Raw genomic sequence first — 17724 nt, forward strand, 5'->3', positions numbered from 1 at the left:
ATCAACATTTCCGACCTACACACAATGAATTCTGAAGAGGAGATCTATACAACCCTAGGAAAACTAGGAATAGACTCAGAATCATTCACACCTCCATGGCGGTGCGAATACCCGCTTTAATAATGATCGATGGGCGGCATTGAATTAAATCTAGACTGCTTTTGGATTTTGATCGGTGACTGCCTATCGCGGGCAACTCAGCAGCGGCGACCTCAACGGCTCGCGCCTGACCAGCCAACAGTTCAGCGCCGGTCGCGAGCAACAACGCCAACAAGGCTTGCTGCTCAGCCAATACCAATACGATGAACAAGTACAACTGCATGCTCACAGCGTCAGTCAGCGGGACAAATACCTGTTCCAGCGTCGCTACAACTACGACGCCAACGGCAACCTCGCCGGTATTAACGACAGCCGCAAAGGCAGCCGCAGCTTTCACTACGATCCACTGGATCGGCTGATCAGCGTACGCGGCGCTATGCCGGAGAGCTTCGCCCATGACCCGGCAGGCAACCTCCTCGGCCAGAATGACCTGCCCGCAGCCAACCTCGCCGACGTATAAGGTAATCGCCTGCTGATGCAAGGCGACCGCCACTACGACTACCACGCCTACGGCAACCTGATCCGCGAACGTCGCGGCACCGGCCAAAGGCTCGTCACCGAATACCGCTACGATTGCCAACACCGCTTGATCGGCGTCAGCCTCCCAGGCGGCAGCACCGCAACCTACAAATACGACGCCTTTGGCCGCCGCATCGAGAAAACCGTCGACGGCCACACCACTGAATTCCTCTGGCAAGGCGAACGCCTGATCGCCGAAAGCGCTGAGAACCGCTACCGCAGCTACATTTACGAACCGGGCACCTTCCGCCCGTTGGCCATGCTCGACGGCGAAGGCCCTCTAAAAGCGGCGCCGTTCTACTACCAACTCGACCACCTAGGGACCCCGCAAGAACTGACCGACTACAGCGGCGAAATCATGTGGTCGGCGAAGTACCGCGCCTATGGCAACCTCGCCGCGCTGGACGTCAGCGAAATCGATAACCCGCTGCGCTTCCAGGGTCAGTATTTCGACGCAGAAACGGGGTTACATTACAACCGCCACCGCTACTACAATCCGGGAACTGGACGGTTCTTGACGCCGGATCCGATCAAGCTTGCGGGTGGGTTGAACAGCTACCAGTACGTGCCTAACCCTACGGGGTGGGTGGATCCTTTAGGGTTGAATACTTGTCCTGGAGGCGAAAACTGTACGCCTAGCATCGGCGCTGATGATTCCGCTATAAAACCAAAAGTAGATGAAGGCGACCAAAAAGCGCCCGAAACAGGGGGAGCTGCCCGCGCGGCTCTATATTCCGCGAATTGGCCTAAAGCAAACTTAAACAGTGCCGTTGAAAAATTCGCTGGAAGCAATCCAATAGTCAGCACTACGGACAAGGGCAAAAGAATATATAAAAACCCCCAAAACGGGATAGAAGTGGTTGAAGACATGAACGGAAATTATTTCAGAATTTATGATCCTTCCTTGCCTGGAAAGCGTAAGTATTTAAACCTTGAAGGAATTATTCCGAGCAATAAAACGCTTCCAAACGGTAAGCAAGCCGGAAGAACACAAAGCGAATATAACGAAGTCACGCACTTCAACAAGGAACCATAAAAAATGAAAACAATTTCAGTACCCTTATCTAGAGATGCAATGCATCGCTTGGACTTGGATGAATGCATACCCGGCGACTTAGAAGAGCTATCAGTCTCAGAAGAAGAATTTCTAGCCCTTTCAAAAACGGGGGTACTTGAGGAAATAAACTCGACGCTGAGCAAACTCATCGATGAATATGAAGACGAAAGCATACAAGGACAAACCGAATTAGAATCAGCTCTCAAGATATTTCAAAAATTATTCGCCACTACAAATTCCGACACACTAAGGAAGATCATACATCTCAACGAAATGGCGATGAAATACGATACAGGTATGTTTTTTTACTTCTAATCCTCATACTTGACGGTGAAAGCCAATTAAAGCTACGTCGTTCCACAACAAGCTCGGCTACCTAGCACGCCGCAGGAACTTCTCGACTACAATAGCGAATAATGTAGTCGGCGAAGTACCGCGCCTACGACAACCTCGCAGCGCTGGATGTCAGCGAAATCGATAATCCGCTGCGTTTTCAAGGGCAGTATTTCGACGCCGAGACAGGCTTACATTACAACCGCCACCGCTACTACAATCCGGGAACTGGACGGTTCTTGACGCCGGATCCGATCAAGCTTGCGGGTGGGTTGAATAGCTACCAGTACGTGCCTAACCCTACGGGGTGGGTGGATCCGTTGGGGCTGAACAGCACTAATTGCCCGAAAAAGATTGATACAAGCGAGTACCAAACGCGTAAAGATCTACGAACAGATATTTATGATGCGAAACGTCCAGAAGGTAGGCATGCGACAAAGCACACAAATGCACAATCGGCAGAACAAGCGAAATCGCTAAGTCTAGGCCAAGGCACCAGAGACGGAAAACCTGAGGCCTCCTATCTTCCCGATATCGCTAATAATGTGAGCGGATTTGAGAAACAAGCAGCGTACTCAGCAGTGCGCGATGGAAATGTATTTGATCACGGCGGCTCAAGATATATGTTCTATAGATCAGAAACTCCAGTCGGCTACAACAATGGAGAACTGACAAACTGGGTCAGGATAGAGCTATGCAAAGCCGGCGAGCCTGTCATCCATAGTTTCCAGCCGCCCCTGAACAGGTAAAAAAATATATGGGCAATGTGAAATGAGACCAAAACTAGAGCACAAGCTTCACCCTATACGCGTGCCAAGCGGTGGGACGATAACAATCAACAACCTATTTGAAGTCGAGCTTACACCTGATACAAGTGAATGGTTCTCCAGCTCGGTTTTGATTGGTGGAGTCCGCCGAAGCACTGGGCACTGTTTTGATTCTAGAGTGGAGCCGGAAGGTGATCCCGAAGGGTATTTTGTAATTGACTTTCTAACAATTGAATATGACCATAAAGGGAAACCGATAAAAAATTCAGAAATTTTCCTTGGAGAATTCAGAACCAAGAGCAAACTTGAATTTATCGAGAAAATCGAATCCTTTATGTTGGAAGTGTAAAAAACTTAGAAAAATGGAGGCAAATTTATTTTTTAAGCACTGAAATAAGTCTGTCCCCATTTGTCGTCCCAGTAAACAATGCCGATGGCAGCGAAGAAGTCTACACCCACGATGACAAGGCTCGACTCGTCGCCAAGGTCGATCCGGATGGATCCCTCCTGAGGGTGTTCCGACGCGTTACAACTACTTCAACGGTTAACTTATTGATGTGTAGCGCGGCAAGGCCCGCTGGAAATACGAACGCAACCGCCAAGGCGATATTACCCAACAAACCGATCCTGACGGCAACGAGACCTTCTACAGCTATGACCGTAAGGGACGCTTGCTGGAGATCCGTCACTCCGACGGCAGTCGTCATCAACTGGGCTGGAACAACCTCGGCCAGTTGTTGGAAAAGCGCCTGCCAGACGGCGGGCAACGAAAATACCGCTAAGATGCGCTCGGCCGGCAAATCACTCGCCAGGATGAATTCGGAGCGATCACCCAATACCAATGGGATGCCGTCGACCGCCTCACTCAGGTCACCCTGCCCGGCGGCGCCACACGTGCGTTTACCTACAACCCGTATAGCCGCGTCACTGCCGAACGCGACGAGCTCGGCCGTATCACCCGCTACGAATACGCCGACAACCTGCACCTCGTCAGCCGCCGCATCAATCCCGACGGCAGCCAACTGCGCTACCGCTACGACAATTCGCAACTCAACCTCACCGAGATCGAAAACGAGCGCGGCGAACGCTACCAACTAGATTACTACCCGAACGGCCTGATCCAGCAGGAAACCGGCTTCGACGGCCGCCGCACCGCGTACGAGTACGACCTGAACGGCCAACTGCTGAAGAAAACCGAGTTCGGCGACGACGGTAGCGAACTGGTTACCGAATACCAGCGCGATGCCGCAGGCCGTTTGCTGGTCAAGACGCTGCCCGATGGCGAAGAGATTCATTACAGCTACGACGCACTCGGTCGCCTGGTAAACGTCGACGACGGCCATTGGCCGCTCGCTTATGAATACGACGTGCAAGATCGCTTGATCACCGAACATCAGGGCTGGGGCACCACGCGTTACGCTTACGACAAAGTCGGTCAGCTCAGCCACTGCCGTCTGCCCGATGGCTGCACGCTCGATTACCGTCATTTGTCCGGTGGACGCCTGAGCAGCATCGACCTCAATGGCTCACGCCTGACCAGCCACCAATTCAATGCAGGCCGCGAGCAACAGCGCCAACAAGGCTTGCTGCTTAGCCAATACCAATACGATGAACAGGGCCGACTACAGGCCCACAGCGTCAGCCAACGGGACAAACACCTGTTCCAGCGTCGCTACAACTACGATGCCAACGGCAATCTCGCCGGCAACGAGGACAGTCGCAAAGGCAACCGCAGCTATCACTACGACCCGCTGGATCGCCTGATCAGCGTACGCGGTGCAATGCCTGAGAGCTTCGCTCACGACCCCGCAGGCAACCTGCTCAGCCAAAATGAACTGCCTGCGGCGAACCTCGCCAACGTCAAAGGCAATCGCCTGCTGATGCAAGGCGACCGCCACTACGACTATGACGCCCACGGAAATCTGATCCGCGAAAGTCGCGGCAACGGCCAAAAGCTCGTCACCGAATACCGCTACGACTGCCAACACCGCCTGATCGGCGTCAGCCTGCCGGGTGGCAGCACCGCAAGCTACAAATACGACGCCTTTGGCCGCCGCATCGAGAAAACCGTCGACGGCCATACCACTGAATTTCTATGGCAAGGCGAGCGATTGATCGCCGAAAGCGCAGAAAATCGTTATCGCAGCTATATCTACGAACCGGGCAGCTTCCGCCCGTTGGCCATGCTCGACGGCGAAGGCCCATTAAAAGCGGCTCCCTTCTACTACCAACTCGACCACCTCGGCACTCCGCAAGAGCTCACCGACTACAGCGGCGAAATCATGTGGTCCGCGAGGTACCGAGCGTACGGCAACCTCGCTGCGCTGGATGTCAGCGAAATCGATAATCCGCTGCGCTTCCAAGGTCAGTATTTCGACGCGGAGACAGGCTTACATTACAACCGTCACCGCTACTACAATCCGGGAACTGGACGGTTTTTGACGCCCGATCCGATCAAGCTTGCGGGTGGGTTGAATAGCTACCAGTACGTGACGAACCCTACGGGGTGGGTGGATCCGTTGGGGCTGAACGGGTGCCCGCCAGATGGAGATGGAAAAGGAAGTCCAACGACAACGACTGGAAATGCAAAGGTCGATACCAAAGAACCGCTTCCACCGGATGTGGACTGGTCAAGTCCTAGCGTCAAAAGAGCCTCTGCACAACTTGACCAAGGCGCTAAGGACGTTACGGTAAACAGTCGAGCGGAAGCTGAAGAATTGTTTAGAGAAAAATATGTAGGGCAAGGATATAGAAATGCTGAAGAATTTAACTCCGTAACAGCGAAGGATTACTTCCAAACACCTCAAGGAAAAGAATCCTATTACCACTGGGATGACACTCCAGTGTCTGATATTGAAACTCGGAAGGTTTACATGGCCAATCACAGCCCTACCGACCCACATGCTGCCATGCCACTTTTACAACTGCACCCTAAAGACGGAAAAGTAATTCGAATCTACTGGCCAAACTCATTTGCAGGTCAAAAATGACAGAACAAAAGAAAATTCCTCGGAGTGTATGGCATGGACTCGACGGAGCGAGCTACGACAACATTGCACAGGAACTCCCCTCAGAAGACCCATTGCTACGAAGATGGGCCTCAATATATGCAATTTACAAGTACAAATTTTCGAACGACCCATATCAATATTATGAATTTATTCACAAATCAAAAAATTCAAAATATGCATTAATAATATTCACTATACCTAGCGAGATAATCGATACAAACGATGGCATTGACGATCGCGACATCAACATTTCCGACCTACACACAATGAATTCTGAAGAGGAGATCTATACAACCCTAGGAAAACTAGGAATAGACTCAGAATCATTCACACCTCCATGGCGGTGCGAATACCCGCTTTAATAATGATCGATGGGCGGCATTGAATTAAATCTAGACTGCTTTTGGATTTTGATCGGTGACTGCCTATCGCGGGCAACTCAGCAGCGGCGACCTCAACGGCTCGCGCCTGACCAGCCAACAGTTCAGCGCCGGTCGCGAGCAACAACGCCAACAAGGCTTGCTGCTCAGCCAATACCAATACGATGAACAAGTACAACTGCATGCTCACAGCGTCAGTCAGCGGGACAAATACCTGTTCCAGCGTCGCTACAACTACGACGCCAACGGCAACCTCGCCGGTATTAACGACAGCCGCAAAGGCAGCCGCAGCTTTCACTACGATCCACTGGATCGGCTGATCAGCGTACGCGGCGCTATGCCGGAGAGCTTCGCCCATGACCCGGCAGGCAACCTCCTCGGCCAGAATGACCTGCCCGCAGCCAACCTCGCCGACGTATAAGGTAATCGCCTGCTGATGCAAGGCGACCGCCACTACGACTACCACGCCTACGGCAACCTGATCCGCGAACGTCGCGGCACCGGCCAAAGGCTCGTCACCGAATACCGCTACGATTGCCAACACCGCTTGATCGGCGTCAGCCTCCCAGGCGGCAGCACCGCAACCTACAAATACGACGCCTTTGGCCGCCGCATCGAGAAAACCGTCGACGGCCACACCACTGAATTCCTCTGGCAAAGCGAGCGCCTCATCGCTGAAATCGCAGAGAACCGCTATCGCAGCTACATCTACGAACCGGGCAGTTTCCGCCCTTTGGCAATGTTCGGACGGCGAAGGCCCGTTGAAAGCCGTCTCGTCTACTACCAACTCAAGCACCTCGTTTCCCCTCAAGGGCTTATCTGCTACACCGGCAAGATCATGTGGTCGTGAAGTACCCGGCCTACGATAATCTCACGACGCTGCACTCAGCGAACTCGCTAGCTCGGTAGCATCGCCAGAAGAAAATTAAACCAGGGAATTTGAGACTGAAGCCCAAATGAATACCCGTCAGATAACGCTTGCCAATCGATGGACCGCAACCTTTCACAACATCGGCGAGTTTCGCATGGGCGTCGAGGGCTGGAGCTTGCTTCTACAGGGGCCGGATAACCAGACGATCAAATACTTCGCAGATCAGATTGTTCTAGCGAACGACGAGGACGGCACCCAAGCCAACACCTGCATCCTGCTCTCGATCGATGGTGTTTACGGCTATTTGCGTACGGCCGTACACGGCGACTGGGTGATCGATTTTGCGCGAGGGATGATTGCCCCTCATCGAGTAACGATTCGCCATCATCACGACGCTTACGACGAAAGCCTTGCACTATACGAACAGCCGGCCTTCAAACGTGCGCGCCAGTACATCAGTGTTGTCGGAAAACACATCTATCTGACTTTTCCGCTAACCAGCGATGCGGATTTTCCCAAGGTATGGGACGCATACCTGGCAATCCGCAAACGCCAACTGGATGAGCTTTACTTCGGAACCTGACAAACGCATGGAGAGGTCCGGCAGTCATCTCTAACCATATACATCGTCATATTCCCGTAGGTTTAATCCTTCCAAATTAAGTTTCACCTAAGCTTCCCCCGCTAGCATCCCGGCTCATCAACCTGTCGTCTTGAGCCGTGGATGAGTCCCCCCGACATGAAAGCCTTTGATCTACCTATCCAACCGCATCCCAACTTCAGCCTCGTCCTGGTCAATTACAAAACCCCGGACATTACCCGCATGTGTCTGGAGCTGTTGCGCGAGCATGTACAGGCGCAGGGCATCGCAGTGTGGGTGGTGGACAACGATTCGGCGGATGCCAGCCTTGATTATTTGCGTTCGCTGGACTGGATCAATCTGATCGAGCGGCCGTCGCCGGGCAAGGAAATGGGGCATATTGCCCATGGCAAGGCGCTGGATCTGGCCTTGGCGAAAGTTGAGACCGATTACCTGTTTCTGCTGCACACCGACACCTTTGTCTACGACATGGAAGTGTTTGCGATGATGATGCGCGAATGCACGAAAAGTGCGGACATGGCGGCGGTCGGTTGTGTTGAGCAACTTGATCGTGGGTTACTGCGTGATACCTGGCGTTTAATTTCGCGATTCTGCAAACATCATGTTCGTCGGCTCAAAGTTCATCTTGGCCTGCGTTCGAAACCGCCACGCCCGTATAAAGAAACCCATTTGAAAAGTTTCTGCACGCTGTGGAATGCGCGTTTGATGAAGTCGCTCGGATTGCACTTCTGCATGGATGAGAAGGTGCCGGGTTACACGCTTCAGGATCGAATGGTCGGGTTGGGCTATGGCGTCAGGTTCCTCTCGCCGCGGACGATCTTCCGCTATCTGGATCACATCCAGGCCGGCACCGTCGCGGCGACAGGCACGTATGGCAAGGATCATCGCCGGACAAAAATGTACCAGCAGACCCTCAAACGCTTGCAGGGGCAGCGCGGCAAAGCCGGCATGCAAGTTTCGACTTGATCGAAAGCAAACAAAAAGGGCGACTGCAAAGTCGCCCTTTTTTGTTTGCAGATTCTGTATACAACTTTTGCAATTAGTGGAGTTCGCCCAGTGTAATGGCCTGGCAATCCATGCACCGGTAAAGAGCCCTGACACTGGGCGAACGCCGAGGATTTTAATTCAAACAAGTGGACATGTCGTCATGGGCAAACATGAAATTTTTGAACTGAAAAGTTAAAAACTGTGTTTTACCGATTTTCCCCGAGAATTGTCTTACAAAAACTTTATATGATTGCTCTCATACATAAAGTTGTACAAGAGCAATAAACCTGTAGAGCTAATACTCAACTATCGTGCTGGCTGGTCACTTTCAAGATATCGGTATAAGTGACAATAACGCTCTGCCCTATTTTCAGATCCTTCAACTTGGCCTGAATCTCCGGCTTCTTCACATCGAGCGTCTTCGATTGTCCGGATGGATTTTGGAGGGTGACCTGATTGGTCTTCAAATCGATTTTGCTGATTTTCAGCTGCACCTGAACCTGACGATAAGCCTCGCCGCCAGGGTTATCGCTGCCCGGGGCCTTGCGCAGTTCGCCGGTGCGCTCGGTGGTGCCTGGCAGACCTTTATCCACATCTGTATCGAGATAAGCGGCGACAGATCGCTGCACCTCGATCTTCACCAAGTCTCCCATTTTTAGGTTGGCGAGGTTTTTCGCTTTGTCGCTGAGCTGAACGTGGACCTGACGTCCCTCGGGGCCTTCCAGCACGACCTGGTGATTGGCCGGGTCGACGGCGAGCACTTTGGTGGTAACGGAATCGGCCTCAACGACGGCGGATAACGGAATGTCGGCAGCCAGAGCGCCGAAACTCGTGACAGAAAGCAGCGTTGCGAGGGTGATGGCCTTGGCCAGAGCGTCGAGCTTCATATGCATTACTTTCCCTGTGATGAAATGGCGTCGCCCGCTGCCGAATCGACTTCAGCGACGGGCGTGCCAGTGAGCATAGACGCTGTTCAAGGCTTGACTTGGGTTTGTGGCCCTCGGGTATGTGGCTTGGCGGTCTCCTGCGCAGTGGATTCGCCGCTTGGTGTGCCTTTGCCGCTGACCTGCCGCTGCTTGGGATCGGTTGGGCGCAGGGCATCGTTATCGCGTTCGGTTTCGCCGGCCGGGCGTGGTTCGTCGGGATTGTCGTTCTGGTTGATGGTGGTATTCATGGCAGAAGTCCTCAGGCTTCGGGATCGTCGAGTTCGCGGGCGACGTTGACCTCGGGTGACTGCTTGTGCAGATCGTCGGCTTTGGCGCGGAGCAACTGCCATTGCTCAAGATCGATCGCGCCTTGGCCGAGCAGGTCATCGGCGATGCGCTGCAGATCGAAATAGTGGGCGTCGGGCGATTGCTGCCAAAGCGTCTGATCGTCGAACAGGCGTTGCCAGGTATTGAGGTCTGGGAGTTGCACGTCGTCGCTCATGGGTGAGTCCGAAAATGGCGGGTTTCTGGGTAGAGCGGAGAGCGCTGGTGAGAGTTCCAGTCAGTTAACTCAGCGGTCACAGCGCTGACGCTTTCGCGAGCAGGCTCGCTCCCACAGGGAGCCTGCGTCTGCCGTCAATACCCGGTCATTTCCAGATAGCCTTGGCCAGGATGGCTGCCGTCAATCTTCACCGGACCTTCCCAATACGGAATACGCAAATCCATCCACGCATTGCGATTGAGCGCATCAACGCTGATATCGAGTTGCTTGTCGGGAATGCGGATCGACCATTTCACCGGCATCGGTCGATCAGCCACCTTGGCCGTATCCTGAGGAACGAGGCTGATCTGCTCGCTGTGCAATGTCTGAATCTGCCCGTCAGCGGCGATCCAGGTGCCGGTCAGATAAGGCGCGCCGTCCTTCTGCCGCATGCGGTAAAGCATCACATGTTCGCCACTGTCCAGATGCAGCGAGAACCAGTCCCAGCCAGTTTGATTGGCGGTGAGTGGCTGACTGCTCCACTCGCGATCGAGCCATGCCGGGCCGCTGACGGTGTAGGTCTGGCCGTCGATCTGCAGCGTACCGCTGGCCTGGAAAAACGGCTGGCTGTAGTAATACGAGGCCTGACCTTCTTCGGATTTCTGGCTGAAACCGTTGTCGCCTTGCAGCACCAGCGGGCGGCTGGAGGTGAGGCGCAGTTGATAAGCGAAATTCTTGTCACGAGCACTGAGTTGCATATCGCGCAACGGATCCTGCGCCTGACTGGCAAACATCCAGTCATCGATCCACGCTTCGAACGGCGCCAGGCGCACGCCGGCCTGGCCTACTCCGCCCCGGGCGTAGCGCTCGGCGGCGTGGTGCACCGAGCGCGAAGTGACTGCCGCATGGCCCAGCCAGATCGTTTGGTTGCCCCAACCGGCCTGCTCAGCGACGGGTTTCAGGGCGCTACGGAACAGCGTCCATTGTACGCCAAAATCATTGCCCTGCTGATCCTTGAGATTGGCGGTGACGTACCACCACTCGATGCGAAAACCATCATGCGCGCCATGATCGGCGGGGAAGCTGAACACCCGACCGGGCACCACCGGGGTGAAGGATTGCGCCTGATCGCCCATGCCGGCAAAGCCCTTTTCCTCAGGTGCAGGCTGATCGCAGCCACCGAGCAGCAGTGCAATCATCAGCACGAGCCAATTAGTCCTCATGGGCAAACGTCCTCAGCAAGTCCGCCGGTTGCGTGCGGTACAGCGAATACAGCGGCCATGCCGAAGCCAACAGAGTCGCCAGCAAGGCCAGGCCCATCAGTTGCAACAACTGCAACGGAAACACCCGCAACGGCAGGCGCCAGCCGAATGCCTGCACGTTGATCACCGCATCCAGGCACCATGCCAAAGCAATGCCCAGCGGCAGCGCCAACAGCAACGTCAATACGGCGAGCAGCCAGGTCTGGCCGAGGTTGAGCAGCATCAATTGTTTGCGCGTCACGCCCAGCGCCCACAGCGGTGCGAGTTGACTGAGACGACTCTGGCTCTGGGTCAGCAGACTGATGAACAGCGCCACCCCAGCCACGGCCAAGGTCAGGCTGTTCAACGCCGCCGTCGCGGCAAAGGTGCGTTCGAAGACTTGCACCGACCAGCCCTTGAGCCGCGCCTGATCGACGATGCGGTTGTCATCCAGCGCAAAACGCGCCTGCAAGGCGTTGAGCAGCGCCGGAGTCTGTGCTGGATCGATACGCAAATTGAAGCGGTTCGGCGTGAGTTGCGGCCAGCCGCGCAGCAGGTGCTCACTGCTGATCAGCACGTGCCCCTTCGGATTGCCGTAGTCGGCGTAGATGCCGACGATGCGCGGCGACCATGTGCCGTTCGGCGTGGGAATGTTCAGATGCTCGCCCGGCTTCAACTTCAGGCGACGCGCCAGTTGTTCGCTGAGCATCACCGCATCATCCGTGGCCAGTTTGCCCCACGGATCGCTGCCACTGTTGTCGAGCAACGGCCAGTGCTGGCGATAGTACGAGTGATCGATGATGCCGTAGACGTCGGCCGGCCAGCCTTGCAGCGTCACCGAGACTTGCCAGTTGGGCAGCACAGCAGTCACATTGGGCTGCTGCTTGAGCCAGCTGTGCATCTCGCGGGCTTGCGCCGGGTTGGCCGGGTTTATGTACAACTCGGCGCTCAGGCGTTGTTCGAGCCAGTCGTTGAAGGTCTGGCGAAAACCGGCGGTCATGCTGCCGGCGCCGATGTTGGCGGCGAGTGCCAACAGCAGCGCCATCAGCGCCAGACTCAGGGCTGGCAGTTGCTGGCGGCAGTCGGCGAGAAACCACTGGCCGAGCACCGAACGACTGCGCCCGAGCAACGGGTTCAATAACGCGCTGAGCAGCACCGGCAAGGCCAGCGCGGCACCGAGCAACAGCCCGGCCATCAGCACGAAACCGCTGCTCAGGCTGTCGCCCCAGACCAGCGCCGCCAGCGCAATCGTCAGCAGCGCCGCCGCCAGCCAACCCTGCCGACGCAACCAGCGCGAATACTGTTGATGCCACGCCTGCGGATCAGCCACCGCCAGCAACGGCAGGCGCGCCGCCCGCAGCAGACTGTTGGCCCCGGCCAGCAAGGCGCCAAGCAGGCTCAGGCCGATGCCGCTGAACCACCACCAGGGACTCAAACGCAACTGCCCCGCCACTTCCGCGCCATACAGACCGCGCAGGCTGGCGGCGACGTCCGGCAGCAGCACGCTGGCCAGCCAATAGCCGCTGATCACACCGAACAATCCACCGATCAGCGCCAGCACACCCAGTTCAACCACCAGACACGCGATCAGCATTCGTGCACTCACGCCACAGGCACGCAACGTGCGCAGCAAGCCTCGGCGCTGTTCCAGAGCGAGGCCGATGGCAGCGTGGACGATGAACAGGCCGACCAGAAACGAGAGAAATCCCAAAGCATCGAGATTGAGATGAAAGCTCTCGGTCAGCCGCGCGAGATTGTTTTCTTCACCGCTGCTTTTGAGCTGCAAGCGATCGGTGAAACTCGCTGGTAATTCCTGATGAAAATCCTTGGGCAACAGCAGCCGAGACAATTGCTCAGGCTGGTCGAGCAGTCTTTGCGCTACGCCGATGTCGACCAGTAACAGGCCCGGCGCCATGTCCTTCTGCGCGAGCAGCGGCGGCAGGGTCTGGCCGCTCGCGGTTTGCGCTGTATCACCTTCGCGCAAGCCGAGCATTCGCATCGTGTCCGGGGAAATCCAGGTGCTGCCCGGCGGGCTGAAAAATTCGACGATGCGCTCGATCGGCATCGCCTGCCCGGCTACTGCGGAATCCGACGGCAGCGACACCGGCTCGATGCCCATCACCTGAATGCGCTGATCTTCCTGGCCCTTGAGCGTCAGCCGCCCCTGCAACACCGGCGACACCGGCCAGCCCTGACGGCGCAATTCGATAAACCAGCGCTGGGGAAACAGTGCCCCATTTGGCGTGCTCAGGCTGGCCTGTGGTTCGCCGCCGATCATCTGGCTGGCCCGCGCGTAGCTGTCGCGCGCCTGACTGTTCAGCGCCTCGACGCCGGTGAGCAGACTGGTGGCCAGCCACAGCCCGGTCAGCACACTGAAGAACTGCACGGGATGGCGCCGCCAGTGGCTGAGCAGCGCGCGCAGGGTTTGCCGCCAGATCATCAGGCGACCCGCCCGTTCGACAACACCACACGCTGGGCCAATCGCGCCGCCACGCGCTGACTGTGGGTGACCATCAGCAGGGTCGTCGGCGTGTCATCGAGCAATTCCAGCAACAGCCGCAGCACTTCATCGCTGGTCGCTTCATCGAGGCTGCCGGTGGGTTCATCGGCCAACAGCAATTTCGGCTGCGAAGCCAATGCCCGGCCCAATGCGACTCGTTGCTGCTGGCCGCCAGAGAGTTGCTCGGGATACCGCGAGAGCAGATCGCCTAGACCCAGACGCTGCACCAGATGCGCCTGCCAGCGCGGCTCATGGCGCCCGGCCAGGCGCGCCTGAAAGGCAAGGTTGTCTTCCACGCGCAGGCTGCCGATCAGGTTGAACTGCTGAAACACCAGACCGATTTCCGTGCGCCGCCAGTTCGCCAGTTGCGCTTCGCTCATGGCTTCCAGGCGATGTTCGCCGCTGCGAATGCTGCCGCTGTCGACCTTGTCCAGCCCCGCCACCAGATGCAGCAGCGTGCTTTTGCCACTGCCCGATTCGCCCATCAGCGCGAGGCTGCCACCGGCCTCCAGCGTCAGGTCGACGCCTTGCAGCACCGGCAACAATCCCTGTGGCGTGGCATAGCTTTTGAAAACGTCGCGAACCTCAAGCATGGGCAAACCCGATCAGTGAACCTGGGCCTAGGATAGCGGCCCTGAATGGTTTTTGTCCGCTGATGATCATCGCCAACTCCGGGACGCGCCATACGCTGCTGGCTGTTCGGCCATAACGATAAAAAACCGGAGACACCCATGCCCCGTTTCATCCTGAGCCCGCGCGGCCTGCTGACCTGCCTGATCACTGCTTGCCTTAGCCAACCGTTGCTCGCTGCTGACAGTCCGGTTGCGCCGAGCATGCAAACCGCCGCAAGCAACGCTGCCGTGCTGCAAACCCTGCCTTTCAGCGACCGCACCGATTTCGAATCCGTCAGCAAAGGCCTGATCGCACCCTTCAAGGGTCAGATCAAGGACGCTGCCGGCAAAGTCATCTGGAACGTCAATGCCTATGATTTCCTCGCCAAAGACAAGGCGCCGGAATCGGTCAATCCAAGCCTGTGGCGACTGGCCCAGCTCAATGCCCACGCCGGTCTGTTCGAGGTCAGCCCCAAGCTGTATCAGGTGCGCGGCCTCGACCTGGCCAACATGACCATCATCGAAGGTGACGACGGGCTGATCATCATCGATCCGCTGACCATGGCCGAAACCGCCAGGACGGCGCTGGATCTGTACTACGCAAATCGCCCGCGCAAACCGGTCGTCGCGGTGATCTACAGCCACACCCATGTCGATCATTTCGGCGGCGTGCGCGGGGTGATCGACGAGGCAGATGTCAAGTCCGGCAAGGTCAAGGTCTACGCGCCGGTCGGCTTCATGGAACACGTGATGAGCGAGAACGTCATGGCCGGCAACGCCATGAGCCGCCGCGCGCAGTACCAGTTCGGCAGCCTGTTGCCGCGCAGTGAAAAAGGTCAGGTCGATGCCGGCCTCGGCAAGAGTGCGCCCAGCGGTGGCACGGTCACACTGATCGCGCCTACCGATCTGATTGCCGAGCCGTTGGAAACCCGCACCATCGCTGGCCTGCAGGTCGAATTCCAGCTGACACCGGGCACCGAAGCGCCAGCGGAAATGAACCTTTATCTACCGCAGTTGAAAGCCTTGTGCATGGCCGAAAACGCCACGCAGATGATGCACAACATCCTCACCCCGCGCGGCGCGCAAGTACGCGATGCCAAAGCCTGGTCGCAATACCTCGACGACAGCCTCATGCGCTACGGTGACAAGGCCGACGTGCTGTTCGCTCAGCACAACTGGCCGACCTGGGGTGGTGAGCGCATTCGTACTCTGCTCGCCGATCAGCGTGACATGTACGCCTTCATCAACGACCGCACCCTGCACTTGCTCAACCAGGGCCTGACGCCATTGGAAATCGCTGATGCGATCAAGAAGCTGCCCGGCTCGCTCGATCAGAAGTGGCACACCCGTGGCTATTACGGCTCGCTGAGTTTCAATACGCGCGCGGTGTATCAGCGCTACATGGGTTTCTACGACGGCAACCCGGCCAACCTCAATCCGCTGCCGCCGGTGGATGCGGCTAAACGCTCGGTCGAGGCCATGGGCGGTGCCGCGTCGGTGCTGGAGAAAATGCGCAGTGCGATGGCCAGCGCTGACTACCGCTGGGCCGCGCAGTTGGGCAACCAGTTGCTGTTCGCCGATCCGGACAACGCGGATGCATGCAAGGCTCAAGCCGAGACGCTGGAGCAGTTGGGTTATCAAAGCGAGAACGCCACCTGGCGCAACATGTACCTGACCGGTGCGATGGAACTGCGCAACGGCGTGCCGCCGCAGTCAGCCAATACCGTGTCAGTGGACATGGTCCGGGCGATGAGTCCGGAAATGTTCTTCGACTACCTCGCGGTACGCCTGGACAGCGACAAAGCCGTGGCCCATGACCTGACGCTGAACTGGACGTTCGACGATGTGCAAAGGGATTTCACCCTGACCTTGCGCAATGGCGTACTGACTCACCGCGCCGGCTTGAATCCGGCGGCGGATGCCAGTGTCAGCCTGAACCGCGATACGCTGGAGAAAATCAGCCTGAAGCAATTGGACTTCCCGACGGCGATGCAAAAAGGGCTGGTGAAGTTGCAGGGCAATGGTCAGAAATTCGGATTATTGATGGGCAGCCTGGATACGTTCGGGCCGCAGTTCAATATCGTCACGCCGTAAGTCAAAAGCCCCTCACCCTAGCCCTCTCCCGGAGGGAGAGGGGACCGACCGAGTTGCATGTACGAGATACGCCGACGTGGGATAACGAGTTGAATGCAATTTTGAATAACACGCACATCAGCTCCCATGATTCATAAGCCCCCTTCCCGGAGGGAGAGGGGACTGACCGTGTTGGATGTACGAGATACGCCGACGTGGGATACCGAGTTGAACTCAGATTCCGAACGCCCTGAAGATCGGCTCCCTTTCCCCCTCGCCCCCTTGGGGGAGAGGGCTGGGGTGAGGGGGTAAATCTTGCTGGCCGTCGATAACGATCAATCACCTCGATCCTGCTTTCAACAAACCTGCCCCGGATTCAACCGAAACTGCTTCGGCGTAATCCCGAACTGTTTGCGAAACGCGCGGATAAAGTTGCTCGGCTGGCGATAACCCAGCCGCTCGGCTATCCGTTCGATCGGTTGATCGCCCGCCGTCAGCCAGTGCCGCGCCATCGATAGATTGTCCTCACGCGCAGGTGCGCAAGTTGCAGCGTGCCAGTGACGCAGCATGCTCTGGTACAGAAACGGGTTGGCGCCCAGCAAGGCCTGATCGAGCCTGGAGCGCGGCAAGGTCAGGCACAGATATTCGCCCTGCTCCACCGCGATGCCCACTCCACGCAGCCAGCCACCGGCCATTTGCGCCGGGCGCAGGCTGACACTCACAAACAAATCTCCAGGCGCCCCGCCGAGTCGACGGGCAATGTTGCGCACCAGCGTTATCACTGCCGCATCCAGAGCGAAATGATGCAACTGCCCCTGCTGCGAACGCAGGCGCAAATGAGCAAAATCGCCCGCCTCGACCAATTCCACCGCAATGTAATTGATCACCCTTGGCAAGCACTCGATAAAGCACTTCAGACTGGCCCGCAAGGTCCCGGACGAGTCGAGCAGAATATTCAGTCCTTGCAGGCAATCGGTCGCCAGCCCGTCGGCCAGTTCACAGCCAAACGTCGGCGCTACCCCTGACCATTCACACTCACGCCACAACTGTTCAACCGCTTGTGCGGCGATCATTTGATGCTGCCCGGCGAGCACTGACGGGCAGATCCCCACGCGCGCCATCAAGCGTTGCGGGCACAGTCCGGACTGGCGAGCATGCGCGAGAATCGTGCGGGTAAACGCGCTGGAGGCGAACAGAGACTGAGACATGAAGGCGCGCCATCGAAGAACAGGCGTGTACTTATGCCAGCGGACGTGCTATCGATCCA

12 protein-coding genes and 4 pseudogenes are annotated in these 17724 nt (G+C 56.8%); 9 read left to right on the forward strand and 7 right to left on the reverse strand.

From position 1 onward, the window contains the following. Positions 1 to 190 precede the first annotated feature (190 nt). The 8 genes and pseudogenes from KVG85_RS10175 to KVG85_RS10220 all read left to right on the forward strand — a co-directional run. Positions 191 to 1654: pseudogene (locus KVG85_RS10175) on the forward strand (RHS repeat domain-containing protein); the annotation flags it as partial. A 3-nt stretch (positions 1655 to 1657) separates the two neighbouring features. After that, positions 1658 to 1990: a hypothetical protein gene (locus tag KVG85_RS10180; protein WP_039759068.1), complete on the forward strand. Its 333-nt coding sequence runs from the start codon at positions 1658 to 1660 to the stop codon at positions 1988 to 1990. Positions 1991 to 2012: 22 nt separating this feature from the next. After that, positions 2013 to 2355 (forward strand): annotated as a pseudogene (locus tag KVG85_RS26285) (RHS repeat-associated core domain-containing protein); the annotation flags it as partial. 424 nt (positions 2356 to 2779) lie between these two features. Next, positions 2780 to 3124, forward strand: coding sequence for a hypothetical protein (locus KVG85_RS10190; RefSeq protein ID WP_217863762.1), 345 nt, complete (start codon positions 2780 to 2782; stop codon positions 3122 to 3124). 65 nt (positions 3125 to 3189) lie between these two features. Next, positions 3190 to 5316 (forward strand): annotated as a pseudogene (locus KVG85_RS25955) (RHS repeat-associated core domain-containing protein); the annotation flags it as partial. 902 nt (positions 5317 to 6218) lie between these two features. Further along, positions 6219 to 7057, forward strand: a pseudogene (locus KVG85_RS10210) (RHS repeat domain-containing protein); the annotation flags it as partial. Positions 7058 to 7122: 65 nt separating this feature from the next. Next, positions 7123 to 7620, forward strand: a complete 498-nt coding sequence (locus tag KVG85_RS10215) for a hypothetical protein (RefSeq protein ID WP_217863765.1) — start codon at positions 7123 to 7125, stop codon at positions 7618 to 7620. 156 nt (positions 7621 to 7776) lie between these two features. Further along, positions 7777 to 8604: a glycosyltransferase family 2 protein gene (locus tag KVG85_RS10220; protein ID WP_217864966.1), complete on the forward strand. Its 828-nt coding sequence runs from the start codon at positions 7777 to 7779 to the stop codon at positions 8602 to 8604. Positions 8605 to 8927: 323 nt separating this feature from the next. Here the strand turns inward: KVG85_RS10220 and KVG85_RS10225 are convergent, their stop codons facing one another. From KVG85_RS10225 to KVG85_RS10250, 6 genes are all read right to left on the reverse strand, one after another. After that, complete coding sequence (locus tag KVG85_RS10225; RefSeq protein WP_217863766.1) at positions 8928 to 9512, reverse strand: hypothetical protein; 585 nt, start codon at positions 9510 to 9512, stop codon at positions 8928 to 8930. An 86-nt stretch (positions 9513 to 9598) separates the two neighbouring features. Continuing rightward, positions 9599 to 9799 (reverse strand): hypothetical protein, encoded by a 201-nt coding sequence (locus tag KVG85_RS10230; protein ID WP_217863767.1) that lies wholly within the window; start codon positions 9797 to 9799, stop codon positions 9599 to 9601. An 11-nt stretch (positions 9800 to 9810) separates the two neighbouring features. Beyond that, on the reverse strand, positions 9811 to 10053 hold the full coding sequence (locus KVG85_RS10235; RefSeq protein ID WP_016774112.1) for a hypothetical protein: 243 nt from the start codon (positions 10051 to 10053) through the stop codon (positions 9811 to 9813). A gap of 134 nt (positions 10054 to 10187) precedes the next feature. Further along, positions 10188 to 11255, reverse strand: coding sequence for a lipocalin-like domain-containing protein (locus KVG85_RS10240; protein ID WP_217863769.1), 1068 nt, complete (start codon positions 11253 to 11255; stop codon positions 10188 to 10190). Beyond that, positions 11245 to 13713: an ABC transporter permease gene (locus tag KVG85_RS10245; protein ID WP_437182180.1), complete on the reverse strand. Its 2469-nt coding sequence runs from the start codon at positions 13711 to 13713 to the stop codon at positions 11245 to 11247. The genes KVG85_RS10240 and KVG85_RS10245 overlap by 11 nt, the downstream gene beginning before the upstream one ends. Continuing rightward, positions 13713 to 14366, reverse strand: coding sequence for an ABC transporter ATP-binding protein (locus tag KVG85_RS10250; RefSeq protein ID WP_016774109.1), 654 nt, complete (start codon positions 14364 to 14366; stop codon positions 13713 to 13715). The genes KVG85_RS10245 and KVG85_RS10250 overlap by 1 nt, the downstream gene beginning before the upstream one ends. A 138-nt stretch (positions 14367 to 14504) precedes the next feature. Here KVG85_RS10250 and KVG85_RS10255 point away from each other — a divergent pair, with 138 nt between their 5' ends. Beyond that, positions 14505 to 16478, forward strand: coding sequence for an alkyl/aryl-sulfatase (locus KVG85_RS10255; protein ID WP_217863770.1), 1974 nt, complete (start codon positions 14505 to 14507; stop codon positions 16476 to 16478). A 335-nt stretch (positions 16479 to 16813) separates the two neighbouring features. On the opposite strand, the gene KVG85_RS10260 is transcribed toward KVG85_RS10255, so the two are convergent. Further along, entirely contained in the window at positions 16814 to 17665 is an 852-nt protein-coding gene (locus tag KVG85_RS10260; protein WP_217863771.1) for a helix-turn-helix domain-containing protein, read from the reverse strand. Positions 17666 to 17724 lie beyond the last annotated feature (59 nt).

Origin of the sequence: Pseudomonas triticicola, assembly GCF_019145375.1 — a bacterium.
GTDB classification, from domain to species: Bacteria; Pseudomonadota; Gammaproteobacteria; order Pseudomonadales; family Pseudomonadaceae; genus Aquipseudomonas; species Aquipseudomonas triticicola.

Bases quoted from the DNA above. Each gene is read 5' to 3' on its own strand.
- KVG85_RS10255 (WP_217863770.1), top strand. From the start codon at position 14,505: ATGCCCCGTTTCATCCTGAGCCCGCGCGGCCTGCTGACCTGCCTGATC.
- KVG85_RS10215 (WP_217863765.1), top strand. From the start codon at position 7,123: ATGAATACCCGTCAGATAACGCTTGCCAATCGATGGACCGCAACCTTT.
- KVG85_RS10180 (WP_039759068.1), top strand. From the start codon at position 1,658: ATGAAAACAATTTCAGTACCCTTATCTAGAGATGCAATGCATCGCTTG.
- KVG85_RS10250 (WP_016774109.1), bottom strand. From the start codon at position 14,366: ATGCTTGAGGTTCGCGACGTTTTCAAAAGCTATGCCACGCCACAGGGA.
- KVG85_RS10260 (WP_217863771.1), bottom strand. From the start codon at position 17,665: ATGTCTCAGTCTCTGTTCGCCTCCAGCGCGTTTACCCGCACGATTCTC.
- KVG85_RS10240 (WP_217863769.1), bottom strand. From the start codon at position 11,255: ATGAGGACTAATTGGCTCGTGCTGATGATTGCACTGCTGCTCGGTGGC.
- KVG85_RS10245 (WP_437182180.1), bottom strand. From the start codon at position 13,713: ATGATCTGGCGGCAAACCCTGCGCGCGCTGCTCAGCCACTGGCGGCGC.
- KVG85_RS10220 (WP_217864966.1), top strand. From the start codon at position 7,777: ATGAAAGCCTTTGATCTACCTATCCAACCGCATCCCAACTTCAGCCTC.
- KVG85_RS10225 (WP_217863766.1), bottom strand. From the start codon at position 9,512: ATGAAGCTCGACGCTCTGGCCAAGGCCATCACCCTCGCAACGCTGCTT.
- KVG85_RS10235 (WP_016774112.1), bottom strand. From the start codon at position 10,053: ATGAGCGACGACGTGCAACTCCCAGACCTCAATACCTGGCAACGCCTG.
- KVG85_RS10230 (WP_217863767.1), bottom strand. From the start codon at position 9,799: ATGAATACCACCATCAACCAGAACGACAATCCCGACGAACCACGCCCG.
- KVG85_RS10190 (WP_217863762.1), top strand. From the start codon at position 2,780: ATGAGACCAAAACTAGAGCACAAGCTTCACCCTATACGCGTGCCAAGC.